We start from the raw sequence: 26,041 nt of genomic DNA on the forward strand, positions 1-26,041 counted from the left end.
AAGCGATATGAGCAAGTTGAGGTTATGGAGTTTAGGGTTGGCCGGTATCGGTTTTGTATTAGCTGGTGCAGGGCTTTTGATGGATGGATTTCCTTATTTTCGACAAGCATTACTGGCGGCAAGCATTTTTGGAGCTATTGGACTAGGGGCTTTTCAGGCGACCAAAGGTTATCAATATACAATGTGGATTATTGTCGCGGTGGTTGCAGGTATGACGTTTCCCGACCGTATACTGCATGTCGGTGAGTTCGATATGCGAAATAAGTGGCTCATCTTGGTAGTTATCCAGTTAGTGATGTTTGGTATGGGAATACAGATGAAGGTGCAGGATTTTACGCGGATTGGTGTGTCGGGAAAGGGCGTCGCCATTGGTTTGGTAACACAGTTTACCATTATGCCGCTGGTCGGTTTTCTGCTCACGAGGGTTTTTGATTTTGAGCCGGAGATTGCTGCGGGCGTCATTTTAATAGGCTGTTGTTCCAGCGGACTAGCATCTAACGTGATGGCATACATTGCCAAAGCTAATCTGGTGCTATCCGTAACGGTAACGGCATTAACCACGATAGCAGCCCCTATTATGACACCTTTCATGATGAAAGTGTACGCGGGTACGATGGTAGAGGTGGGCTTTATGGAGATGGCCATGGAAATTATAAAAATCATGATCGTACCCATCGGGGCGGGCTTATTGCACGATTATTTAAAGTCGGCTCCGCGTTCTGTTTATAAAGCTATAGGACGAGCATCTGCCATTCTTCTATTACTGCTGGCCGTGCTCGTCGGTGGTTTTTGGACATTTTTCACCAGCTCATTTACATCGGTGGGAATGGCTATCATGGAGGCGTTTTGTTTTATGTTAGGCGCTATACCGGTAGGTTTTGGTTATCATCTATTGACGCAAAAACTTCCGTCGTTGGATAAACGTATGCCCTATTTTTCTATGTTTGGAATTGTATACTTTACGGCGGTGACCACAGCGGCAGGTCAACAATATCTGTTGGAAATAGGTGCCGTATTGTTTCTTGCGGCGGTTATTCATAATGGAGCGGGGTACTTTTTTGGTTATTGGTTTAGTAAAATGTTTGGACTGAACGAATACTCTGCTCGCGCAATGGCACTAGAGATTGGACTGCAGAATGGCGGTATGGCAAGCGGATTGGCAGGAAGTATGGGTAAATTGGGTACCGTCGGCTTAGCGGCGGCAGTATTTAGTCCTTGGATGAATATTTCGGGGTCTATATTGGCTAATTATTGGAGGAGAAAACAAGAAAGAGAAGATCGGTTGAATAATCTCGTAAAGGAAGACCGAAGTAACGATAAAAAAATAGACGAAGAGCATGGATAGAATTGAAGCGACTTATTATGTAGAGACACCATACCCGCTGGCAGATGCCGCAGCGGTAATGGCAGGGGAACAGTCGTCGGGTACGTTTGTAACGATACCGGGTGAAACCGAAGAATTGAAAATGCACTATGCGGCGCGTGTCGAGCAGATCGAGGAATTAGAAGTGGTATCACAACCATCGCTATCGGGCGAACAGCTACATTTCGAAAAATATTACCGCGGTACCATTACGATTTCTTGGTCGTTGGCTAATTTTGGGACAAACCTACCCGTATTATGTTCAACGCTGATGGGTAACTTATATGAGCTGCGCCAGTTTACGGGCATTAAGTTGATCGATGTTCAATTGCCGGACAATTACACATCACATTTCCGCGGACCTAAATTTGGTATTCGTGGAACGGCGGAACTTATTTCAAATGAAGCAAAGACACCCTTGGTGGGGACCATTATCAAACCAAGTGTCGGTTTAACAATCGCTGACACCGCTGATTTGGTCAAAAAACTGACAGAGGCCGATATTGATTTTATCAAAGATGACGAATTGATGGGGTCTACTCTCAACTCTCCGTTTGCAGATCGCGTGCAAGCTATCATGGAAGTACTGAACAGACACCAAGATAAAACCGGCAAGAAAGTAATGTACGCGTTCAACATCAGTGATGAAATGGACAATATGCTCCGAAACTATGACACGATAGTCAAAGCAGGTGGAAGCTGTGCGATGGTAAGTTTATATAGCGTCGGACTGACTGCGGTAAAACGCATCGCAGATATCGGGCATCTCACTATCCACGGGCATCGCAACGGTTGGGGAATGTTAAATAGGCATCCGCTGCTGGGTGTGTCGTTTTCCGCTTATCAGAAGCTGTGGCGGCTGGCGGGAGTAGACCAACTACACGTAAATGGTATTCGTAATAAATTCTGGGAATCAGATGAATCGGTTGTAAGCTCGATAAAAGCATGTTTAACACCGATGGCAGGTGTATTACCGGCATTACCGGTGCTTTCTTCTGGGCAATGGGGTGGTCAAGCGATAGATACTTATAAACTGACACAGACTACGGATTACCTATACCTTGCGGGTGGTGGTATCATGGCACATCCAGGTGGCATCAGTGGCGGGGTTTCAGCCATTAAGCAAGCTTGGGGAGCTGCGGTAGCCGGATTGACGTTGGACGAAGCAACACAAAAATATCCCGCTGTACAACAGGCAGTAGAGAAATTTGGAAAATCCAAATAATAGAAGCGTTATGGCATATAGAATAGCTTTTTTTGGAGATGATTTTACAGGTTCTACTGATGCCCTAGAGACATTGGAAGAGATGGGTTTGAACACCGTGCTGTTTACGGAAGTCCCCACGGTGGATCAATTAAAGGCTTTTGGAAATAAACAGGCCGTCGGTATTGCTGGCATGACGCGGACGCTACCGACCGGAGAGATTGAAAAGCAGCTAAAGAAAGTGTTCGATTTATTTGCGACAATTGCAGTAAAACACTTCCATTATAAAGTATGTTCCACATTTGACTCTTCACCAGTGGTGGGAAGTATAGGCAAAGCTATCGATGTAGGAGTAGAGGCATTTTCTGTCGATGTTGTTCCGCTGGTTGTTGGAGCCCCTTATCTCGGTAGATTTTGTGCTTTTGGAAATCTATTTGCCCGGATGGGAACAGGAAAAACAGGGGAAGTCTTTCGATTGGATAGGCACCCCAGTATGTCCAAACATCCGGTTACGCCAGCAAAGGAAAGTGATCTTCGGCACCATTTGGCGCAGCAGACGAAAAAAAATATAACCGTAGTTGATGTAACGCAATTAGACGGTTCAGTGGAGGATATCGTTTCCCAAATGGATAGCGATAGGCGGGAGGACACAACGGTTGTTTTATTTGATGTGATGACGGAACAACATCTGGAGCGGATAGGAGAAGTGCTGGAGGAGTTATCCGGGCGGCACCAACCGCTTTTTTCGGTAGGATCGTCGGCCGTATCGAAAGCGCTATGCGCGGCATGGAAAAAGACGGGTGTGTTATCGTCACGTGCAGACTGGCCATCGCTTAAACCAGCGAAGCCTCTTTTGGTACTGTCGGGTAGTGGTGCAGTGGTTACGGGAAAGCAAATTAAGTATGCTTTTGAAAATGGGTTTAAGGGAGTAGCTATAGATGGAACAACGTTGGCGTCTAATCCAGATGCATACAGCATATCATCGGTGACGGAAGAAGCATTGCAATATATGCGTCAAGGACAGAGTGTTATTGTGCATACAAGTATTGGAGCAGATGATCCCCGGATGGAAAAGACGCGTGAAATTTTACGACAGCGGGGGTTGGATGCACTTGAAATCAATGCGTGTACGGCGACATTATATGGGAAAGTTTTGGCACAGATTGCGGATTATATAGCGCAATCATTTGTACTAGAGCGGTTGGTGATAGCAGGGGGGGACACATCGAGCTTGTTTGCCCGACACTTAGGTATTGAAGCTGTCGAAATGGTCGCTCCGATTGTGCCGGGCGCGCCGCTCTGTCGAATATATGCCCAAAAACCGCATATCCATGGTATGACGGTCAGTTTTAAAGGAGGACAGGTTGGTGATTTGGACTATTTTTTACGGATGGAAAGAGGAGGCTGAAGTTATGTAACAAACAGGATGCTACAGGACGGCAAATTATTCGCGTTTTAATACTTTCACCAGAATCTGACGTTTATTTTCCTAGTCTTCGGAAAGCGTGATAAGATGATATAAATAAATGAAAATTTCATATAAAATGAAGGATCTTAAAATTTATCAACGTGTATTTTTTCACATATTTATCACCTTTATTTTGATAGGACTATCCAATTGTTCCGCGTCAAAGAAATTACGTGTGGAACGTGTGTTGATAGAAGGACGTGAAAATCCGATGGGTACTAACACCCTGACACCTTCATTCAGTTGGCAGCTCCAAAGTGATGGACATGACATTATGCAGGCCGATTATAGAATCACGGTCAGCACAAATAAGGATCTGTCGAAGAAACAAGATTTTTTGTGGGATTCCGACTGGGTGTCTACAGATCAATCGTTATATAATATATACGCAGGACAGGAGTTGCAAGCAGGAACAACCTATTATGCCCGTGTTGAGGTAAAAGATAACCGCGGGAATGTCGCAGAGAGTGCGGTACAACGTTTTCATACGGGATTGCTAACAGGAGCGGATTGGGGAGATGCTCAATGGATTACGAAAGAAGTGTTGCCGGACTCGCTCGTGAACCCGTTGCCCCTAAGTTCTAGTAAACTCCGTATCGATAAAAATTACGACTTACCCGTTTTTCGGAAGAATATAGAGCTGGATAAAAAGTTGGTGTCTTCTATCGCCTATATTTCGGGACTTGGCCACTATGAATTGTTCTTAAACGGCCAACCAGTTGATGATGCTGTTTTGCAGCCCGGCTGGACCAAATATGACAAAGAAGCTTATTATGTCGTCTACGATTTGACCGAGCATTGGCACAAAGGAAAAAATACCGTTGGTGTCATGCTCGGGAATGGATTTTATTATATCCCACCCATTAAGGGACGCTATCAAAAACATAAAGTCGCTTTTGGATTACCAAAGCTAAAAATGAAGATAGTCAATCGGTATGCTGACGGCAGCGAAGAAGTAATCGATAGCAATACCAGTTGGAAAGTACATCAGTCGCCGATTACATTTTCGAGTATGTATGGCGGTGAAGACTATGATGAACATGTGTTACAGGGGAATTGGAGTGAACCAGACTTTGACGATAACGCATGGGATACCGCGTTGTTAGTGGATGGCCCTAGCCTCCGCCTGCAGGAAACAGAGCCTGTCCAGATTATGGAGCGATTTAAATCGCAGTACGTAAACCAGATTGATGAACGCTTGCAGGTATATGACTTTGGACAGAATGCTTCGGGTATTGTGCGTGTTAAGATGAAAGGTCAACAAGGGGATACCGTACGGATTTATCCTGCGGAGTTACTGAATGAGGAAGGGCGTGCGAATCAAAAGCATTCCGGAAGCCCTTACTATTATCAATATGTGTTTGCGAAAGATGGCGAAATTCATTGGCGTCCACGTTTTACCTATTACGGATTCCGCTATGCAGAAGTCCGGTTGATGCCTGCTCACAACCAAAAGATTACGATAGAAGAGATTACGGCGGAACATATTCGGAACGGCGCGCGCCAGATAGGAAGTTTTCAATCATCCGATACGCTGTTCAATCAAATACACACCTTGATTAACTGGGGAATAAAAAGCAATATGGTCAGTGTGTTCACGGATTGTCCACATCGTGAAAAACTAGGTTGGCTGGAACAATTACATCTCATGGGACCTTCTGTTCAGTACAACTTTGATGTGGAACGTTTATTTGCCAAGTCTCTGGGCGATATGCGTCAGTCACAAACCGAAGAGGGGTTGGTACCGGAAACTGCACCGGAATATGTGCATTTTGATTGGGGGGGCGATGTGTTCCGTGATTCACCGGAATGGGGTTCCAGTTCAATTATATTAGCATGGTATGCCTATCGATGGTATGGAAACAAAACGTTCCTCACCGATAATTACGACATGATGAAAAAATATATGCATTACCTCCAAGGTAAAGCAAAAGATAATATCCTTTATCAAGGATTGGGGGATTGGTACGATCTCGGACCGGAACGCCCGGGCTTTTCTCAACTGACAACACCGGGTATTACAGCAACGGCAACATACTATTATGATTTGGAGATAATGGCTAAGATTGCCGAACTGTTGGAGGACAACGAAAAGAAAATCTATTATGATTCGCTGCGAAATGAAGTCTATCGGGCGTTCAACGAGAAATTCTATCAGGAAGATAATGCGGTGTACGGATCAGGAAGCCAAACTGCCCTCTCCATGGCGTTGTACATGGGGTTGGTAGATAAAGCTAATAAAGATAAAGTACGGGCCAATTTGATAAAGGATATTGCAGACAGAGATACGAGCTTTACAGCAGGTGATATTGGTCACCGTTATTTGCTACAGACCCTGCAGCAGGCGGATCGCGACGATCTGATCTACGCGATGCACAAGGACGATACCCGACCAGGCTACGGTTACCAGATACGTCAGGGAGCAAAAGCATTGACAGAATCATGGGCGGCTTTACCGACGGTCTCCAACAATCATTTTATGCTAGGGCATCTGATGGAATGGTTTCACACGCGATTAGGAGGATTAGGGCAGGAGGAAGGATCTATTGCGTATAGGCACCTGCGTATAGAACCGAAGATGTTAGATGTTGTAAAACAAAGAACTGTAGCCTTTGAAAGCCCATATGGGCCGATACGGTTCGAGCATAATGGAGAACGCTATCAAGTGGAAATTCCGGTGAATAGTCGTTGTACGTTGGTACTTCCGCCGTCTTCCGATTATCAAATCAACGGGAAAACATTAGAGAGACATGAGCATACATTAACAGACGCTGGTATAGAAATTCAACTGGGGTCGGGGATTTACGATATAAAAAGCAATAAATAATGAAGAAAATAGGGTTACTACTGTGTATAGTATGGGTCGCGAAGATGGGCTTGGCACAAACCACAACCGTTTCCGAAGTCGAAATGGAGCAACTCTATCAAGAGATCAAAACACCTTATAAATATGGACTGGTATTGACGCCTAACCATAAAGGAAATTTGATGGATTGTCCGACTGTATACCGCGAAGGGAAGAACTGGTATATGACCTATATTGTCTTTGATGGAGAGGGGTATGAAACCTGGTTGGCTGAGAGTACGAATTTATTGGAATGGAAGGTTTTAGGCAAGCAAATGTCAAAAGAGGAAGGCGATAAATGGGATAGTAAACAACGTGCCGGATACAATGCCTTGATTGATACCAAATGGGGTGGGAATTACAAGCTCCACACTTACGATGGAAAATATTGGATGTCCTACTTTGGAGGAGCATCTGTTGGCTATGAACCGGAGCCGTTGGCGATCGGTATGGCTTATACCCAGGAAAGACCTACCAAACCGATGGAGTGGCAGCGATTGGATAAACCTGTTTTAACGAGTGAGGATAAGGATGTGCGTTGGTGGGAGAACCGACATAAATTGTTTAAAAGTTATGTCATTGAGGATAAGAAAAGAAATTCTGGACATCGTTTTATCATGTATTACAATGCTGTAGGCGATTCCTTGGAGAACAATAAACCGACGCGCTGGTACGAGCGTATCGGCATGGCTGTTTCCGATGATATGAAAAATTGGAAACGTTATCTGGAAGGACCTGTTGTACATCATCCGGTAGGGATTACGGGCGACCCCATGATCCAACGTATCAATAATACCTGGGTGATGTTTTACTTTGGTGCGTTCTGGAAAGATCGAGAAGGTGCATTCAATCGATTTGCGGCGTCCAAAGATCTTATCCATTGGACGGATTGGCAGGGCGATAATCTTATCGAATCTTCAGAAGACTTCGATAGCCAGTATGCTCACAAATCTTTTGTCATCAAGCATAAAGGTGTCGTTTATCACTACTATTGCGCTGTCGACAAGGATGGAAACAGAGGTATAGCGTTGGCGACCTCCAAAGATAAAGGGAAAAGTAAATTAACGTTTGAATCGAAATAAATAAACCGCATTATATCTATGTTTAGTAAGTTAGTATCTTTTCTAGTTTTGTTCGTTGCGGTTATGCCTAGTATGGCACAACCACGGGAAGCAATTGATTTTAACGGAGATTGGTTTTTTACGTTAGAAGACGATTTACAGTTCAGACGCGCAGATTTCTCTCCTACAAACTGGAAGAAAGTATCGTTACCACACGATTGGAGTATAGGTTTTGATTTTGGCGAGGAATACCCCGCAGGCAATGCGGGAGGTGCACTTCCCGGTGGAGTGGGCTGGTATAGAAAAACTTTCCAGTTGCCGAAAAAAGATAAAGGAAGTCATCATATATTATATTTCGGAGGGGTTTATCGCTACGCGGAAGTGTGGATTAACGGAAAGTATCTAGGTGAAAATATAAACGGTTATCTTTCTTTTGAACACGATTTGACACCCCACTTACGCTATGGAAGCGAACAAAATGTCATCGCTGTGCGCGTAGATAACAGTCTGCAACCCAATTCCCGTTGGTATACCGGTTCGGGTATATACCGGGACGTGCGTTTGGAAAAACGTTCTTCCGTTCATTTGTTGCGTGAAGAAACCTTTATCACGACACCGGAGGTATCTACTGGGAAAAGTTTGCTTCGTGTGCAATCTGCATTCAACCAAAAGACAGCTGGCCAAGCAAGAAAGGTAGCCTTGAAATTACAAGATAAAAACAAGAATATTGTTGCTAAAAAAACGATAACCTTATCCGATAACCAGTTTGAAGATCAGCTAGAGGTGTCTGGGATTGCACTGTGGACACCAGACAACCCGACGTTGTATGACTTGCATATTACGGTCTTGGATCATACAAACAAGGTATTGGATGTGCTACAGTATCAGGTTGGTTTCCGCTTTTTTCACTTTGACGAACAAAAAGGGTTTTCCTTAAATGGGGAATCGTTTAAGCTATGGGGAGTATGCCTTCACCATGATTTAGGGGCGTTGGGAGCAGCATTCAATAAGTCGGCGGCTAAACGACAGTTGATGATGATGAAAGATATGGGGGTTAATGCCATACGTACCGCGCATAATCCGCCGGCAGAAGAATTTCTAGACCTATGCGATGAGTTAGGTTTTTTGGTACAGAACGAAGCCTATGATATGTGGGCAAAACGCAAAAATAAATTTGATTATCATATTGATTTTAAGGAACACCATATCGACGACCTGATTAGCTTGGTGAAGCGTGACCGTAACCATCCTTCCGTGTTTATGTGGAGTATTGGTAATGAGATCCGTGAACAATTTGATAGTACAGGCATCGCCTTTACGAAGAGGATGACGGAAGTGGTGAAAAAACTTGACCCGACTCGTCCGGTGACGGCAGCATTGACAGAAACGAATTATGATAAAAACTTCATCGCACAGGCACAAGCTTTAGATGTGTTGGGATTCAACTATAAGTATTTTGATTACGATAGACTACCAACGGAGTTTAAAGGTGTGCCATTGATTGCATCCGAGACGACATCCGCGTTGCAAACCAGGGGTGTGTATGATAGCGTGCAGGATACCATTCAATTGTGGCCGGCTTCGTCCCAAGATAAATTTGTGACGAACGGCAATCCCGATTTTACTGTTTCGGCCTATGATAATGTAGCGGCATATTGGGGAACGAGTCATGAACGGGCATGGCTAGAAGTGAAGAAGCGGAAGTTCTTAGGTGGTATTTTTGTGTGGACAGGCTTTGATTATTTGGGAGAACCGGTACCATACCCGTACCCTGCGCGCAGTTCCTATTATGGTATAGTCGATTTGGCAGGCCTTCCGAAAGATGTCTACTATATGTACCAATCGGAGTGGGCAGATACCGAGGTGCTGCATCTTTTGCCGCACTGGAATTGGAAAGAAGGCGAGCAAGTGGATGTGTGGTGTTACTACAATAACGCAGACGAGGTGGAGTTGTTCCTAAACGGACACAGTCTTGGGCGCCGGTCGAAAACAGAAGACAAGTTGCATGCGGAATGGAAAGTGCCGTTTGAAGCAGGCGAATTGAAAGTGACGAAAATCAAGGATGGTGCGGTGGTGCAGGAGATTGTAAAGAAGACAGCCGGCAAACCGGTTGACATTGTCGTAAATGTGGAACATGATCGCTACGCTGTAGATGGAAAGACAGACCTACATTTTCTGACTGTTTCGCTCGTCGATGAAAATGGAATTGTTGTGCCAGATAACGACGTGGAATTGTCATTTATTCCCCAAGATAATGTAACAATAGCAGGTACGGATAATGGTTATCAGGCAGACCTTAGTTCTTTAAGTAATACAAAACGTAGTACCTATAAAGGACTAGCCGTAGGGATAGCCCGAAAACATAATCCAGAAAAAGAAGCAAAAATAATGATCAAATCAAACACAATCGAGAAAGAAATACGGATAAAATAACTCCGTTTTTAGAAGCTAACCCAAAAAATCATTAAAAGACAAATCTACTCAAGATGAAAACCCTAAGTCTTATGCTAAGAAAATGGCGACTGGACAATTATCCAACCGCCATGGCGCTCATGTTGCTGTTAAGCATCTTGTTGCTGCCCATTCAACCAGCCTTTTCGGCTGCACAACCGCAATATCAGGTGACAGGACTGATATTGGATGAGGGAGGTAAACCATTAGAAGGTGTTACCGTATCCTTATCAAATTCTACGGTAAGCACGCTAACCGATCAGGATGGTACCTTTTCTATTCGTTTGGTTGCGCCCACGGGTAGTTTGCTGTTTACCGCAGTAGGTTATTTAGATCATACATTAGAAGTGAAAGCTGATGATAATGTAAAAGTTTCATTGACACCGGACGACCGGCAGTTGGATGAAGTGGTGGTTATTGGATATGGAACGGTAAGAAAACGGGATTTGACCGGATCGGTAACCTCCGTCAAATCCGAAGATATTGTTCGCTCTCCGGCACACAATCCGCTAGAAGCCATTCAAGGGCAAGTACCGGGATTGGATATTACCCGGAATTCGGGCAGCGCGACCTCCGGCGTGAACATGAATATCCGTGGAAAAAGATCGTTATCTACCGCGGAAGATGAATACGGAAATGCTATCGCCAACAATCCCTTGGTCATTATTGATGGTATGCAAGGTGGTAATATTAGTGATATCCATCCGCAAGATATTGAGTCTATCGAAGTGTTAAAAGATGCTTCGTCTACGGCTATTTACGGTTCACAGGGTGCGAATGGGGTTATTATCGTAACAACGAAAAGAGGAAAAACCGGCGCTCCTAAGATTAATTTTAATACCTATGTTGGGGTGAATGGTTGGGCGCAATATCCCGAAATGCAAACAGGTGAGGACTATATACAGCTAAGACGAGAGGCTGCTAAAGCAGCAGGGCAGTGGGAGGATTCCGACGATGATCAATCGTTGTTTACCGCCGGGGAATGGGCTGCGCTGCAAAACAATCAGTGGGTCAACTGGAAAGATGAAGTTTTTAAAAACGGCGTTGTACAGAATCATCAATTATCTATCAGTGGTGGAACGGACAATACAACCGCTTTATTATCCGGTGGATATTATCGGGAGCTAGGTTCGTTTAAGAATGACGCCTTAGACAAATTTAATCTGCGATTGAATGTAGATCAGAATATCGGAAGCTTTGTGAAAGTAGGAACGTCTAGTCAAGTAACGCACTACGACGGTAGCAATCGGGCGGATAATGTACTTTGGCGGGCAACGACCAATGTGCCGCTGGGTTTACCCTACGATGACGAAGGAAACGTCATCTTATGGCCTTTGGGGCGTGAAGGGAAAGTGAGTCCACTTGCGGACGAAGCCAATGAATATACGGCACAACATCGAATCGCAAATACGAATCTTATTACCAATGGATTTGCGGAAATCAAACCTTTTAACGGTTTTTCGGTGCGTTCCAATTTGGGCGTGAATCTGTTCTATAATAAAAACAACGATTTTGAGAGCCAAAGTTCAATTGATCGCGCGGGAGAATTTCCGGATTCGAAAGCTTCTATCCTAAATACGAATAAATCATTTATTACCTGGGATAATATCATCAATTATACTTTCGATGTGGCGAAGCATAACGTTACACTTACCGCGCTTTCTTCCTGGACACAATCAAAATTTAATTCTTCCTATATGGAAGGGACCGGTCAGTTGGTTGCTGAACAGTTGTGGCATAACATTGGCGCCAACGAAAAAGAATCGTATGTAATCCGTTCGGGCTATACACAAAACCAAACCATGTCGTATGCCTTTCGTGCCAATTACTCCTATCAAGGTAAATATTTATTAACCTTATCCAATCGTTGGGATGGGGCTTCTCGACTTTCCACGGGCAATAAATGGGCAATGTTCCCATCAGTAGCAGCAGCGTGGCGTGTTAGTGATGAAACTTGGTTTACCGTGCCAAAAGTAGACGATTTCAAAATCCGCTTGAGTTATGGACAAACGGGTAACTCCGGTATCAGTCCTTACGGTACGCAATCAGGACTAACGGCATTTTCTAATGCAGGTTTTCAAGATCAAGGGTTTACCTATTATACATACAACGCATTGATTGGAAATCGAGATTTAGGATGGGAACGATCGGCTTCTTGGAATCTTGGAGCAGACCTCCGGTTATTTTCCAATCGGATAAACCTCGTTGTTGACTTATATAATACGAAGACAACGGATATTTTGTTGCCAAGAACCTTGCCTACTTCTATGGGGTCGGGAAATAATAATCCTTTTCAGATTTATCAAAATATAGGAAGCTCGCGAAATCGAGGTGTTGAGGTTGTCCTGAATACCAAAAATATCGACAAAACATTTAAGTGGAATAGTGACTTTACATTTGGCGCTAACAAGGAGGAGATTCTGGACTTAATTGATGGCAGGGATATTATTGGTGCAACAACCCGGGAAACAGAAAGTTTGTTGATTGGCAGACCGTTGCAGTCTTTCTATACATTTAAACGACTTGGTATCTGGCAAGCACATGAAGCAGATGAAGCTGCGACTTATTTTAAAGATGCCGCCAAGACACAGCCCTTCCAACCGGGAGATATTAAGCTTGCTGATCTCAACGGAGACAATGTTATCGACGATCTCAACGACGTAACCTATATCGGAACGACATCGCCTCGTTGGACGTTAGGATTCAATAATAGCTTTTCCTACAAGAACTTCGACCTCAATGTGTACGCTATTGCACGTTGGGGGCAAATGATGGAATATGATTTTACGGCTTCTTACGATCCACAAGGAAAAGGAAATCACCCGGCTTATTTAGATTATTGGACAGCGGAAAATCCATCAAACGACTTTCCACGTCCAAATTTGACCAACTTCTATAACTATCTAGGGTATCAGTCGTATAACTATATCGATGGATCCTACATCAAATTGAAAACGGTGACAGTGGGTTATCGTTTGCCGAAATCCTTTACCGAGCGGGCCGGTCTGAATGGTGTCAGGCTTTATTTAAGTGGAAACAATCTGTTTTCCTGGGCGAAGAGCGATTTTGTACAGGACTACGACGCAGAGCGCGGCGGTTCAGCGAAGAGTCCATTGTTGCGTCAATTTGTGTTTGGTATCAATTTGGATTTATAAGGAGGAATTTATCATGAAGAGTTTATATAAATATATTATAGGAATAGGGTTAGCAAGTACTTTAACAGGATGCAGCTTAGAGGAGCATAACCCGGGAGGAGCCACAGCCGATGTCGTTTTTTCGACTGAAAACGGAATCAATGCCTTGGTCAATTCCGCCTACGTGAACTTCGCTTCACAGTTTTACGGACGTGAAGATATCTTGATGCTAACGGAAGGTGGAACTGATCTTTGGATTAATATTGCCAATTCTGGTTATGGTAGGCAGATGACTAAATACGAGGAATTGGTTGCTACAACGGGACAAATACGGAATACCTGGAATAGGTTATACGAAATTGTCAATTATTGTAATGCAGGTTTAGAGCGCGTTGTTGAAGTTCCATTTACCAATGAAGAAGAAAAGAATGCCCGTATCGGCGAGTTGTCGTTTCTAAGAGCATATGCTTATTGGCATTTGGTCGAACAATTTGGTGATATCGACTTGCGTACCGAAGAAACCAAAACAGCTGTTCTGACGGCGAATAGATCGCCAATTTCCGCATTTTATGATTTGATGCTGAGCGATTTGGATGTCGCTATAGCGAATTTGCCTATCACACCCATTCCGGCAACCGATCAGGGGCGTGCCACAAAAAAAGCAGCCTATGGACTAAAAGCCCGTGTGGCAATAACCAGAGTAGCTTATGAGTCGTCTGTATCCGAAAAAGACATCTATTATAAAATGGCGTCGGAGGCGGCACAATATGTGATCAACAACCAAGCGGAGTTACAGGTAAGCTTGTATGACACTCCGGAAGAGGTTTTTCGGCCGGCAAATAACAAAAATAATAAAGAAGCCATGTTCTTTATTACACATTCTACCATCAATTCGCTAAATCCACAACCGAACAATCCCAACCGTCTTCATATTTGGTTCAAGGCGAAATATTCTGCCAAAGCGGGTATGGCCGTGGATTTGCCGTATGGAGCAGACCGTAATTCAAAATCGGGGAGTATGTGTTTTATGCCTACAAGACATTTGTTAGAACTTTACGATGAAGAAACGGACAGACGATACAGCGATTGGTTTCGGGAGGAATACTATTTGAATGTCAATAGCTATACCTGGACGGCGGACGATCTTGCAGCTTTTGAGAAACCGGCAAGTATGGCAGGGACAACAACGTTGAACCGGGGGGATCTAGCCCTTTTGTTTACCAAGAAAAAAGTAAGCGGAGAAAAAAGAAATCTGCCTTACGCATTAGTGGATATTGATGATACGTATAATGGCGACCGTGTAACCACGAATGCCCGGTTTAATGTACACTTTCCCGCACTGATGAAACATGATGATCCGGATTTACCGGAAGCTAATTCGCAAGCAGGTTCTAAAGATGTTATTGTGATGCGGTTAGCAGAAATGTACCTCATTGCAGCAGAAGCAGAAACGTTGATGGGCGGAGGGAACAAAACGTTAGCGAAAGATTTGGTAAATGTGCTGCGTGAAAGAGCCGCGGTACCGGGTAAGGAAAACGATATGTTGATAACAGAAAGTGATTTGGATATCGATTTCTTGTTGGAAGAACGTGGCAGAGAGTTGTGTGGTGAACACATCAGATGGTTTGATTTAAAGCGTACAGGTAAACTATTTAGTTATGTACAAGCGTATAATAAAGATATTACGACGATGCAGCCATATCACGTGAATAGACCTATTCCACAACAGTTTTTAGATGTGATCACCAACCCACAAGAATTTGGTCAAAATGATGGATATTAAAATAAAATATGAAGATAGGTAATAAGATCGTTTGGTTGATATGGATGCTTTTCGCTACTGTTTCGGTAAAAGCTGCGGACATCTACGTGGGAAAAAATGGCGGAAATACGCTCCGAGAGGGTTCGATGGAGAGCCCCTATAGTTCTTTGGAAGACGCGATACGTCATGCGCGGGAGCTTCGTAGACTGAACGATCCTAGTATTTCCGAAGGAATCAATATCTGGATCAAGCCAGATGTTTATTTTCCCGACCAGACCATTCAGCTTCGTCCGGAAGATAGCGGCACAGCAACAAGCCCCACCAGGATACGATCATTGGAAGGAAAAGCGGTGTTCTCCGGGGGAAGGTCAATACATGGCTGGTCAAAACTGGGAAAACACCGAGATATTCCATCGGCTATAGCGCGGCATATCTACGTGGCAGATGCCCCTAAAGTAAGCGGAAAACGGGTTAATTTTCGTCAATTGTGGGTGAACAATAAAAAAGCCATTCGTGCGGAAAGTCACGGGGATATGGAACTGCCGCGTATTTTAAACTGGAATTTTGAGAAACAAACGGCTATTATTCCGAACGTATTCGAGAAATTCGAGTTTACGCAAGGGATGGAGTTTTTTATCCATCAGTGGTGGGCTATCGCACAGTTGCGTGTTAAAGATGCCGTAGTGCATAAAGATAGTATAGAGATCTCTTTTTACCAACCCGAGAGCAAGATACAAAGCGAGCACCCGTGGCCAAAGCCTTGGCTCTCCAAAGAATCGGGAAATTCAGCCTTTCGGTTAGTCAACGCTTTGCAGTTTCTGGATAAACCCGGTGAATGGTTTTTGGATGAGGATTCCGGAAAGGTCTACTATTATGCACGGGATGGAGAAGACATGGAGCGTGCGGAAGTCATATTTCCCTATCTGGAAACCATTTTGGAGATAACGGGAACATTAGAAGATCCGGTTTCCTACGTACAAGTAGAAGGTTTGGCCTTCGAACATGCCGCTTGGTTTAGACCGAATACACATGGGCATGTAGCATTACAAGCTGGGATGTATTTTCATGAAGCATACAAATTGGATAGACCAGGTACGCCAGATAAAGCCGGCCTCGAAAACCAGGCATGGGTAGGGCGCCCTGCGAGTGCTGTTGTGCTCAAGAATACGAGTTACGTAGGGTTTCAAGGATGTACATTTAGCCATCTGGCATCTACAGGATTTGATTTTTATGCAGGCAATCTTCGTGACCGTTTAGAAGGTAATACTTTTTATGATATTGGTGGAAACGCAGTGCTTATCGGTCGATTTTCTGACGATCAAGTAGAGGCGCATTTGCCTTACGTGCCTAAAGATGAAAGAGAAATAACACGAGAAATTGTTGTGCGCAATAACCTTATCCAGAATACGGCTAATGAAGATTGGGGAGCGGTGGGTATAGGAGCAGGTTTTGTGCAAGGTGCCGATATTTCCCATAATGACATCAGTGACGTGGCCTATACTGGAATCAGTTTAGGTTGGGGATGGACACCAACGGTGAATGTCATGAAAAACAATATTGTCGAGCGGAACAGGATAACACGTTATGGTAAGTTTATGTATGATGTCGCCGGCATTTATACGCTTTCAGCACAACCGGGTACCAAGATAAGGGAGAATGAGATAGATAGCATATATGTTTCACCTTATGCACATATTCCGGACCATTGGTTCTATTTATATACCGACGAGGGTTCTGCGTATATGGATGTGTCCAATAACTGGTTTCCCGAAAACAAGATTTTAAAAAATGCCAATGGTCCGGGCGTCATTTGGAAAAATAACGGACCCGAAGCGGATAAGGCGACGTTTCATGCAGGTTTGGAAGAACCGTTTCGCGACCTGCTTAAAAGGAAAGAGCCAGTCAAAGACGGAGCTACATTTAATCAATATGTTCCGTTTTCGAAGCCGGTATTTGTACAAATCTACGATAACCAAAAATCGCTCTCGAAAGATGCATTTGCTGTTTTTGCCAAAGGCCAAGGAATAGAACAACCAGCAATATATACATGGGGAGATTACATGTTGTTGATGACAAATGATGAACTGGCGAAGAAATTGACAAGTGCGATGCTCGCGAATTTTCCCAACCTTTCCATTAAGATGTTCAATGACCTGTTTTATACGTTTGACCAGCAACATTGTGGTACGCAAGAGGAAACGGACGATGTCGATTTTGTGATTTTGACGGCACGATTGGTAGCAGATGAACATAAGCAAAAAGAATACTTCGAATACCATGAAAATCAGTTCGAAGAATGGCCAGAAGTAGCGGCAGGTTTTTGTCAAGCGGGTTTTCAAGAGGTGCTTTTATATCGCCATGAAAGGCAATTGCTACTCTATATCTCCTTCCCTAAAGGACAGGATTTTAAGGAGATTGATGCCTTGACAGCAAAAGACAATCCGAGGGTAGATGAATGGAATAAACGCATGCGTACCTATCAAAAAGGAATTGAAGGTACAGCTGCAAACGAAACGTGGATTTTTTATAAGAGATAACAAAATGGAGAAATTAAGATTAGGTATACTCGGGCTTGGTGAAGGAAGAAGTACCATGTCCGCTGCTCTGCAAAGTGAGTATATAGAATTAGTACAGATTTGTGATTTGAATGAAGAGCTGGGGCGCAAACGTATAAAAGAATTTGATTTTCATGCGTATACGCAACGCTATGAAGATCTGTTGGAGAATCCAGCTATTGAAGCCATTGCTATTTATACACCAGATCATCTACATGCCACGCATATTAAGCAGGCGTTGGAACACAATAAACATGTGATATGCACGAAACCTTTCATTGACAATCTTGCTGATGCGAACGAACTGTTAGCGTTAGTCAAACGAATAGGAAAACGTGTTTTCGTTGGACAGAGTTCCCGTTTTTTTGAACCGATGAAAAAGCAGCGCGCGGACTTTGAAGAAGGCTTGATCGGCGACTTAATTACCATCGAAGGGTATTACCATGCCGATCACCGTTGGTTTCTGGAAAAGCCTTGGTCTTTGCAATCATCTTTTAAGTGGTTGTATGGCGGGCTTAGTCATCCCGTGGATTTTATCCGCTGGTATCTGCCGGATATAGAGGAGGTGATGGGGTATGGTATGTTGAGTGCAAACGGGCGAAAGGGAGGTTTGCAAAATGCCGATACCATGCATTTTATATTCAAAGCTACCGATGGTCGGGTGGCACGGGTAAGCGGTGCCTATACCGGACCGGTGCAACCCGTTACCCGTGATAGCGAGATGAGTTGTATCCTGCGGGGTACGGAAGGTTGTAGCCAGGCGGATTATATGGATTTACGTTACGCTATCACCGATCGTACGGGAGAAGAGAGAATGTTGACCTGGGAACATAAATTGAAACATTATTTCCGTTTTGAAGGCAAAAGCCATCACGCGGGTGAGTATCAGAATTATCTGGAGCATTTTGCGAAGGCCATTCGAGAAGATATAGCGGCATTTCCTGACATCAAAGAAGGAATCGGCACGATAGCTTTGTTGCAGGCGATGGATGAATCGCTGGCTACGAATAAACCGGTTCGACCAAAAGATTTATTAGCCGAATATAGCATAACGTTGTAATAAAACCTATGAACAACCTACTGGACAAATTGACGATATATGATTATGTAATCGTCGTCGTATATCTCGTTGCCTTAATTGCCATCGGTCTGTTTTCTTCTCGAAAGAAAGAAGAAGGAGCAGCACATTTCTTGGCTGGGAAATCGTTGAGTTGGTACAGTATAGGATTTAATATGTGGGCGACGAATGTCGGTCCGTCAATGCTGTTGGCTTTTGCTACGGTGGGTTACACAACAGGTATTGTAGCGGTCAATTTTGATTGGTATGCGTTTGTTTTTCTCTTTTTGCTGGCTGTCGTGTTTGCTCCGCGGTATTTAGCTTCTGGCGTACGTACGCTTCCCGAGTTTATGGGAAAGCGATACGGTACGGGGACACAAACGATCCTGGCGTGGTATTCATTAGTTAAGATGTTAATCTCTTGGTTGTCATTGGGTTTGTTTGCCGGCGGTTTTCTGGTACGACAGATATTGGGTGTTCCGATGTGGCAGTCTGTTATTGTACTTGTTGCGTTGGCCGGACTTTTTGCCTATACCGGCGGATTGCGAACGGTGGCAAAAATCAATATTTTTCAGATGATTCTCTTAATCGGTGTCTCGGCGCTATTGACTTTTTTAGGTTTATCGAAGATCGGCGGAATACAACCTTTGTTGGATAACACACCGGATGGATATTGGTCACTGATTAAACCAGCAGCTGACCCAGATTATCCTTGGTATGCCATTGCACTGGGATATCCTGTTGCTGCCATTGCTTTTTTCTGTACAGATCAGGCGATGGTACAGTCGGTATTGGGAGCAAAAAATCTGGAACAAGGGCAATTGGGCGTGAATTTTATTGCCTGGTTGAAAATACTCTCGTTGCCTCTTTTTATTTTAACCGGTATTATCTGTTATATCTTGTTTCCAGATCTGGATGATCCTTCGCTGGCTTACATGACCATGGTGACCAATCTTTTCCCGACAGGTTTAAATGGGTTAGTGATTGTCGTATTAATCGCGGTATTGGTTGGTACCATCGGTTCTTCGCTGAACTCGCTAAGCACCGTCTACACGATGGATATTTATTTAAAACATATCAATCCCCATGCCGATAGCCGGCAGGTGACACAGGTTGGACGTTATACGATCATTGCAGGCTGTTTCATTTCGGTACTGATGGCTATTGCTATCGACCAAATAAAAGGGCTAAATCTCTTTGATGTATTTCAATCTATTTTAGGGTTTATAGCTCCGCCGCTTGCGGTCATCTTCCTGTTGGCGGTGTTATGGAAACGTACCAACAGAGCAGCTGTCAATACGTTGTTAACTTTTGGAGCCGTATTAAGTCTCGGAACAGGTGTATGTTATCTATGGGTTTTGCCCAAAGATGTGTATACGTTTTGGCCACATTATCTTATGCTGTCCTTTTATCTTTTCTTAGCTTTGCTGGTACTGGGGATACTCGTGTCGTTGCTCATACCGAAGTCCGCCTATGAAAAAGAAAATGAAATGGCTTTCCGTTTTCAGATGGAAAAACCGACGGCTAAAGTAAAATGGGCTTGGGGGATATTGTTTGTGGTGATGGTGGGATTGTATATTGTTTTTAACTAACGATTTTTGTAAATAATTTGTTGAAATAAGTAAGATGAGAAAATATGTAATAGTTGCTTTACTACCCATCCTCTTGATGGCTTGTGGGCAAAATCAAAATAATAAAGCCACGTTGTGGTCTCATAAAATGGTCGATTCACATGGCCTGGGTGATTTTTACTGCAATAGACATTACCAGTCGAAATTGGATTCGACGGGATGGGATTATGTGTCGGGATTAGTGGCTGGTGCTGTACTGGAAACCTGGAAACAATATCCGGAGAAAAAAGCGTACTACCAATCTGTAAAAGCTTTTGCTGATTTGAATCTAAATGAAGACGGTACCATGATTATCAACAGCAAAGGTGGATCGGCCCTTCGTCCCAGCAATATTGATGATCTTCCGGCAGGGCGTATTTACTTTACTTTGTATGAAGAGGAATTACGGAAAGGCAATACAAAGGATGCTAATCGATATCGTAATGCTGTGGATTTGATCCGAAACACCTTAAAATACAACCATTCCAGAATTGCAGCGGGGTTGCCGGGAGCAGGAGGTTTCTTTCATAAAGCCATTTACCCCAATCAAATGTGGCTTGATGGACTGTATATGGGCTCCCCGATATACGCGCAGTGGGAAAGTACATTTGGGAAAACCGATTCTGTTGAATTCAACAGGAGCTGGGATGATATTGCGCTGCAATTTAAAACCATTCATCAGAAAACATATGATGTAGAAAAGCAACTGAATTACCATGCATGGTCAGCCACTCCAGCCGACTCCAATTCTTTCTGGGCAAATCAGCAAGATCCGTTTCTCGGTAGTAGTCCAGAATTTTGGGCGCGTGGTATGGGGTGGTACTTTGCGGCCCTAGTCGATGTGCTTGAATTTATGCCGGAAGATCATTCCTCCTATCGGGAAATAGTAGATATCGCTAATCAGGTAGCTGCTGGACTAAAGCGTTGGCAGGATGACGGATCGGGGCTCTGGTATCAATTACTGCAATACGACGCCGATATGACTGCTGATGGTAAAGGAGATCGTGTTGCCGGAGAGGTGTACAATATAGGACATGCTGCAAATTATTTGGAGTCATCAGCTTCCTGTATTTTTACTTATGCCTATCTCAAAGGTATTCGTCTAGGATTACTGGACAAAGCAACGTATCTCCCTATTGCGGAGAAAGCTTATCAAGGTATATTGGAAACATTTATAAAGGAACAGCAGAACGACTCAAAAATTGATATTGTACAAATTTGTGCTTCTGCTGGACTCGGCCCTGCCAAAGATCCGTCGCGCACGGGAACAATCAACTATTACCTTGCCGGCAAGGATGTCACTGTTGTCGAAAATGAAGGAAAGGCCATAGGAACGTTTATCCTCGCTTCTCTGGAATATGAACAAATGAATGACATCATTCGTTAAGGCAGAGACGCCAATCCGAGATTACTTTCAACTTCCTTTTTGCACGTGAGCAGTGTTTGGATAATGTAATCGTGTGAGGGCTCGTTTTCATCTTCTAGCGTGAGCAGTTTAGAAACAGTAAGACAAGCCGTAATGCCGGACGATGGGTGGCCTATGGGTACAGAAAAATCAACGATGCCTTGTGCATACGAACTGGGCATCTCGGTGTAACCCTGTTTATGGATATGTATGAGTTCCTTTTGAAAATCTCTTTTTTGAGTTTTGGATAACTTTTGATAGCTGGGGTCCTGATGCAATATCTGTTCTCTACTACTCTCATCCAAAAAGCTAAGTAAGGTCTTTCCCGATGCTGTGGTCAAAATATTGTATAAATTTCCTTCCTCAATCATCACGGCTATTGGACGGGGGCTTTTGCTGTAAGCCACCACCAAGACCTTATCATTGAACAATACCGAAAGATGGCAAGGTTGCCGTATAGCAGCGGAGGTTTGTCTCATGGGTTGCAATGCTGCCGAACGCAGCTTTTCCACTAAGGAATGCCGATGGGATAAATAATAAAGTTTGAGTGTGAGGGAATATTTCGAAGAAACGGGATCTCGCTGTATGTACCCCCTGGTTTCTAAAGACGCCAGCATACGATAGATCTCATTCGGACTTTTCTCCAAGCCAATAGCAATTTCCGATTGCGATTGGGCCGAAGGTTGTAGCGCCAGGTATTCAATAATGGCCAAACCCTTTTCTAGCGCCGGCGCTCTGTATTTATCGGTATTGTTTGATGACATGATCTGCTGTATGATTATCGGATAATGTTAAAGATATAAAAAAATGCCTACTTCCTGTGAATAGAAAACTAAATGAAAATTAAAGGTTATATTTTTATATTCAAATATTGTATTTATATTTGAATATTATAAATCATGTTTTCTGATGTGTTTAACATTTCGAAAACGAAGGGGAGTAAAAAATTATAAACACGTTTAATTATGGTAACATCAACAAGAAGATGGCTTTTGTATGCGACATGTGCTACCGCATGGAGCGTTTCTATCCCTGTGCTCAGTATGGCTAAAATCTCCATACAGCAAACACAAGATTTTATTAATGTGAGCGGACAGGTGCTGTCGTCTCAGGGTGAAGTAGTAGCAGGAGCTACAGTTCATTATGACGGAGCATCGGCATCCGCTGATCAAAACGGCCGTTTTACAATACGGTTAGCAAAACCGGGGGAAGTCGTTTTTTCAGCTATTGGATATACGTCGAAAACGCTTCGGGCAACCCAGGATACTGTCCTAACAGTCGTGTTGGATGCCGATGCGTCTACGTTGGATGAAGTAGTTGTGGTCGGATATGGTGTACAACGCCGATCGAATGTTTCGGGATCTCTGGCTACTGTTGACGGGAAGACCCTTAACGAACGCCCAGTACCGAATGCTGCTAACATGTTGCAGGGTAGGATCCCGGGATTGCAGGTAACCCAACCTTCGGGTGAGCCGGGTAGAGATAACCCAAACTTGTTAATTCGGGGAAAAGGTACTTTTGGCAACAATACCGGCCCGTTGGTTTTAATTGACGGAGTAACTGGTTCATTGGATGCAATTTCTCCTGGAGATATCGAGAATGTAACGGTTTTGAAAGACGCATCTTCAGCAGCGATATATGGATCCAGAGCGGCGAATGGTGTAATCTTAGTGACCACGAAAGGTGGAAAAAAAGGGGCGACGACGGTTAATTATCGTGTGAATGTCGGTCGGCATACGCCAACAGCTTTACCCGATTTTATTACCAATTCAGCAGAGTATATGGAAATGTATAATGGAGCGGCAAAACGATCGGGTATTGCGTTTGATTTTAAGCCAGAACAAATTGAGGCTTATCGTAATGCTACGGACCGTGAGCAATATCCAAATTTTGATGCGGTGGACTATTATATTAATCCGGCTACCGTACATCACCATAATTTGTCTATAAATGGCGGTGGGGAAAGAGGTGCTTTTAACGTTTCCCTAGGTTATCTGGATCAAAAGGCGATGATTAAGGGCTATAATTTCAAACGTTACAATGCACTATTGAACTATACGAATGAGCTTTCAGATTACGTGAAGGTGGGGACAATTGTCAATGCGACCTATCGCGATAGACAGGAGCCTCCTTTCACGGGAGAGAACATGGCTTTGGCCATTTATGCATCTGGCCCATTGTATGGTCCGTTTCTACCGGATGGAAGTGGACGAGTGGTATCGAAGGCATACGAAGGTGAAGGTCGAAACCGTAACCCGCAGGAATATTACGCGATGGGAAATCAACTAACAAAAGATTATAGGGTGAACGCGCAGGCATTTATCGATGTTAAACCGTTCAAAGATTTGGTATGGACGACGAAATTTGCGCTGAACTACGAGGACCAGTATTATAAGATGCATCAGGTTCCGTACGATGCTTTCTTGTTACAGGAGCGGGATTCTAAAACAGGAGACTACAAGCGTTCTACATTCGGGCCGGATATTGTTGGGGTAACTGACCAATATACGAAGACCTTGACACCGACGATTTACTCGGTTTTAAACTATAATACGCAGTTTGGCAGCGATCATAATTTCTCTGCTTTAGCGGGTTACGAGCAAGTGTCCTATCGCACACAAAGTCTGCGTGGACGTAGAATGTCTAGTGTTTATCCAGACTTGCAGGATATAAGCGGATATTTACCTTCGGGCGAGACGTTATATTTTAACCATCCACGCTTACCTGGTTTAATTTACCCGACTGAGTGGGCTTTACAATCGGTGTTTGGTCGTGTAAGTTATAATTACCAAGAGAAGTATTTCTTGGAATCTAACCTCCGCTATGATGGAACATCTAAAGTATCGCCTGAATACCGTTGGGGGGTTTTCCCTTCGTTCTCGGGAGCTTGGCTGGCATCTAGGGAAGAGTTTGTGCAAGCAGCATTACCTTGGATTTCCCAGTTGAAGTTACGTGCTTCTTATGGTATCCTCGGAAATCAGGATATTGGCGCTTATGCTTACCACAATAACTTGGATCTAAGTGGTATTTATTATTCCTTTGATAATGAGCAGTTAAGCTCGGGGGCGATATTGAGCAGTTTCCGGGACCAAAGTTTACGTTGGGAGTCGACGAGTATATTTAATCTCGGATTTGATTTTGCTTTGAAAAACCGTTTGTTGGAAGTAAATTTCGATTGGTTTAATAAAACATCCTATGATATCTTGGCAGCACAACCGGTTCCGGCAAGTTTAGGCCTAAAAGAACCAACAACCAATGATGGGAAATTACGCAATAAAGGTATAGAGCTTGCCTTGTCGCACCACAATCGTATTGGTGGCGTGACGTACAGTGTAAACGGGATGATTTCTACGGCGCGCAATGAATTGTTGCATATTCGGGTGCCGGAATATAAGACCCGTATAAAAGAAGTTGGACAAGCCTATGATGCACACTACCTGTATGTGTGGGATGGAATCTTTCAGGAAGAAGACGTTTTGCCGGGATCTAATGTACCTGCGCATGAGTTAAACCCAAACCCGCAAGCGGGCGATTTAAAAATGAAGGATATTAATGGAGATGGTGTAGTCAATGCAGACGACCGGGTCGTGGTGAATGGTGCTTATCCAAATTATATGTACTCATTTGGTCTCAATGTCGGTTATAAAAACTTCAGTTTAAGCGCTTTTTTCCAAGGTGTTGACGGATTGAAAAATAGGGTAGAAAACTGGGGCATCGATCCTTTCATGCAAGGGACGCCGCCGACGACCGAATGGCGGAATGCCTGGACAGCGGAAAACCGGAGTAACGAGCTGCCTGGTATCTATGTTGCCGGCTATCAAGGTGTAGCTAACTATAAAGGTTCGACATACTATTTGCGCGATGCTTCGTACTTAAGGTTAAAAAACGTCATGCTTTCTTATGATGTACCTACAAACTGGATACAATCGGCCAAATTGAAAGGTGCACAAGTGTATGTGTCCGCCGATAACCTCTTTACCCTTACCGATTATAAGGGTTCGGATCCGGAACGTGCATCTACATCTGGAAATTATGCACAGTATCCACAAGCGAGGATCTTTAATATTGGAGCTAGTATTAGATTTTAGACGCGACGAAGCGTAAATTTTATTAAATGAATTTATAC

General features: G+C 43.7%; 14 protein-coding genes. 13 read left to right on the forward strand and 1 reads right to left on the reverse strand.

Going from position 1 to position 26,041, the window contains the following annotated elements; genetic code table 11:
* Positions 1 to 7 precede the first annotated feature (7 nt).
* The 12 genes from FXV77_RS01675 (at position 8) to FXV77_RS01730 (ending at position 21,897) form a co-directional block, all read left to right on the forward strand.
* Positions 8 to 1,345: a bile acid:sodium symporter family protein gene (locus FXV77_RS01675; protein ID WP_148917482.1), complete on the forward strand. Its 1,338-nt coding sequence runs from the start codon at positions 8 to 10 to the stop codon at positions 1,343 to 1,345.
* A complete protein-coding gene (locus tag FXV77_RS01680; RefSeq protein ID WP_148917483.1) occupies positions 1,338 to 2,588 on the forward strand; it encodes a ribulose-bisphosphate carboxylase large subunit family protein in 1,251 nt (416 codons plus the stop codon). Before FXV77_RS01675 ends, FXV77_RS01680 begins: the two co-directional genes overlap by 8 nt.
* A 10-nt stretch (positions 2,589 to 2,598) precedes the next feature.
* Positions 2,599 to 3,975, forward strand: a complete 1,377-nt coding sequence (locus FXV77_RS01685; protein ID WP_148917484.1) for a four-carbon acid sugar kinase family protein — start codon at positions 2,599 to 2,601, stop codon at positions 3,973 to 3,975.
* Positions 3,976 to 4,111: 136 nt separating this feature from the next.
* Positions 4,112 to 6,862, forward strand: coding sequence for a family 78 glycoside hydrolase catalytic domain (locus tag FXV77_RS01690; protein ID WP_187443972.1), 2,751 nt, complete (start codon positions 4,112 to 4,114; stop codon positions 6,860 to 6,862).
* Positions 6,862 to 7,962 carry a glycoside hydrolase family 130 protein gene (locus FXV77_RS01695; RefSeq protein WP_148917486.1) on the forward strand — a complete coding sequence of 367 codons (1,101 nt, stop codon included), beginning with the start codon at positions 6,862 to 6,864 and terminating at the stop codon, positions 7,960 to 7,962. The genes FXV77_RS01690 and FXV77_RS01695 overlap by 1 nt, the downstream gene beginning before the upstream one ends.
* Positions 7,963 to 7,980: 18 nt before the next feature.
* Entirely contained in the window at positions 7,981 to 10,374 is a 2,394-nt protein-coding gene (locus FXV77_RS01700) for a glycoside hydrolase family 2 TIM barrel-domain containing protein (protein ID WP_148917487.1), read from the forward strand.
* Between the two features lie 71 nt (positions 10,375 to 10,445).
* Positions 10,446 to 13,547, forward strand: coding sequence for a SusC/RagA family TonB-linked outer membrane protein (locus tag FXV77_RS01705; RefSeq protein WP_148917488.1), 3,102 nt, complete (start codon positions 10,446 to 10,448; stop codon positions 13,545 to 13,547).
* A 13-nt stretch (positions 13,548 to 13,560) separates the two neighbouring features.
* Positions 13,561 to 15,309, forward strand: a complete 1,749-nt coding sequence (locus FXV77_RS01710; RefSeq protein WP_148917489.1) for a RagB/SusD family nutrient uptake outer membrane protein — start codon at positions 13,561 to 13,563, stop codon at positions 15,307 to 15,309.
* Between the two features lie 8 nt (positions 15,310 to 15,317).
* Positions 15,318 to 17,825 (forward strand): L-rhamnose mutarotase, encoded by a 2,508-nt coding sequence (locus tag FXV77_RS01715; RefSeq protein ID WP_148917490.1) that lies wholly within the window; start codon positions 15,318 to 15,320, stop codon positions 17,823 to 17,825.
* Positions 17,826 to 17,829: 4 nt separating this feature from the next.
* Positions 17,830 to 18,903: a Gfo/Idh/MocA family protein gene (locus FXV77_RS01720; RefSeq protein ID WP_148917491.1), complete on the forward strand. Its 1,074-nt coding sequence runs from the start codon at positions 17,830 to 17,832 to the stop codon at positions 18,901 to 18,903.
* Positions 18,904 to 18,911: 8 nt separating this feature from the next.
* A complete protein-coding gene (locus FXV77_RS01725; protein WP_148917492.1) occupies positions 18,912 to 20,492 on the forward strand; it encodes a sodium:solute symporter family transporter in 1,581 nt (526 codons plus the stop codon).
* A 34-nt stretch (positions 20,493 to 20,526) separates the two neighbouring features.
* Entirely contained in the window at positions 20,527 to 21,897 is a 1,371-nt protein-coding gene (locus tag FXV77_RS01730) for a glycoside hydrolase family 88/105 protein (RefSeq protein ID WP_148917493.1), read from the forward strand.
* On the opposite strand, the gene FXV77_RS01735 is transcribed toward FXV77_RS01730, so the two are convergent.
* A complete protein-coding gene (locus FXV77_RS01735) occupies positions 21,894 to 22,679 on the reverse strand; it encodes an IclR family transcriptional regulator (protein WP_148917494.1) in 786 nt (261 codons plus the stop codon). The genes FXV77_RS01730 and FXV77_RS01735 overlap by 4 nt on opposite strands.
* Positions 22,680 to 22,880: 201 nt before the next feature.
* Between FXV77_RS01735 and FXV77_RS01740 the strand changes: the two genes are divergently transcribed.
* Positions 22,881 to 26,003: a SusC/RagA family TonB-linked outer membrane protein gene (locus tag FXV77_RS01740; protein ID WP_148917495.1), complete on the forward strand. Its 3,123-nt coding sequence runs from the start codon at positions 22,881 to 22,883 to the stop codon at positions 26,001 to 26,003.
* Positions 26,004 to 26,041 lie beyond the last annotated feature (38 nt).

The sequence above is a fragment of the Sphingobacterium phlebotomi genome, assembly GCF_008180195.1.
Classification (GTDB): domain Bacteria; phylum Bacteroidota; class Bacteroidia; order Sphingobacteriales; family Sphingobacteriaceae; genus Sphingobacterium; species Sphingobacterium phlebotomi.

Excerpts from the sequence above, each read along its gene's own strand:
- FXV77_RS01675 (WP_148917482.1), top strand. The coding sequence starts at position 8 with ATGAGCAAGTTGAGGTTATGGAGTTTAGGGTTGGCCGGTATCGGTTTT.
- FXV77_RS01680 (WP_148917483.1), top strand. The coding sequence starts at position 1,338 with ATGGATAGAATTGAAGCGACTTATTATGTAGAGACACCATACCCGCTG.
- FXV77_RS01685 (WP_148917484.1), top strand. The coding sequence starts at position 2,599 with ATGGCATATAGAATAGCTTTTTTTGGAGATGATTTTACAGGTTCTACT.
- FXV77_RS01690 (WP_187443972.1), top strand. The coding sequence starts at position 4,112 with ATGAAGGATCTTAAAATTTATCAACGTGTATTTTTTCACATATTTATC.
- FXV77_RS01695 (WP_148917486.1), top strand. The coding sequence starts at position 6,862 with ATGAAGAAAATAGGGTTACTACTGTGTATAGTATGGGTCGCGAAGATG.
- FXV77_RS01700 (WP_148917487.1), top strand. The coding sequence starts at position 7,981 with ATGTTTAGTAAGTTAGTATCTTTTCTAGTTTTGTTCGTTGCGGTTATG.
- FXV77_RS01705 (WP_148917488.1), top strand. The coding sequence starts at position 10,446 with ATGCTAAGAAAATGGCGACTGGACAATTATCCAACCGCCATGGCGCTC.
- FXV77_RS01710 (WP_148917489.1), top strand. The coding sequence starts at position 13,561 with ATGAAGAGTTTATATAAATATATTATAGGAATAGGGTTAGCAAGTACT.
- FXV77_RS01715 (WP_148917490.1), top strand. The coding sequence starts at position 15,318 with ATGAAGATAGGTAATAAGATCGTTTGGTTGATATGGATGCTTTTCGCT.
- FXV77_RS01720 (WP_148917491.1), top strand. The coding sequence starts at position 17,830 with ATGGAGAAATTAAGATTAGGTATACTCGGGCTTGGTGAAGGAAGAAGT.
- FXV77_RS01725 (WP_148917492.1), top strand. The coding sequence starts at position 18,912 with ATGAACAACCTACTGGACAAATTGACGATATATGATTATGTAATCGTC.
- FXV77_RS01730 (WP_148917493.1), top strand. The coding sequence starts at position 20,527 with ATGAGAAAATATGTAATAGTTGCTTTACTACCCATCCTCTTGATGGCT.
- FXV77_RS01735 (WP_148917494.1), bottom strand. The coding sequence starts at position 22,679 with ATGTCATCAAACAATACCGATAAATACAGAGCGCCGGCGCTAGAAAAG.
- FXV77_RS01740 (WP_148917495.1), top strand. The coding sequence starts at position 22,881 with ATGGTAACATCAACAAGAAGATGGCTTTTGTATGCGACATGTGCTACC.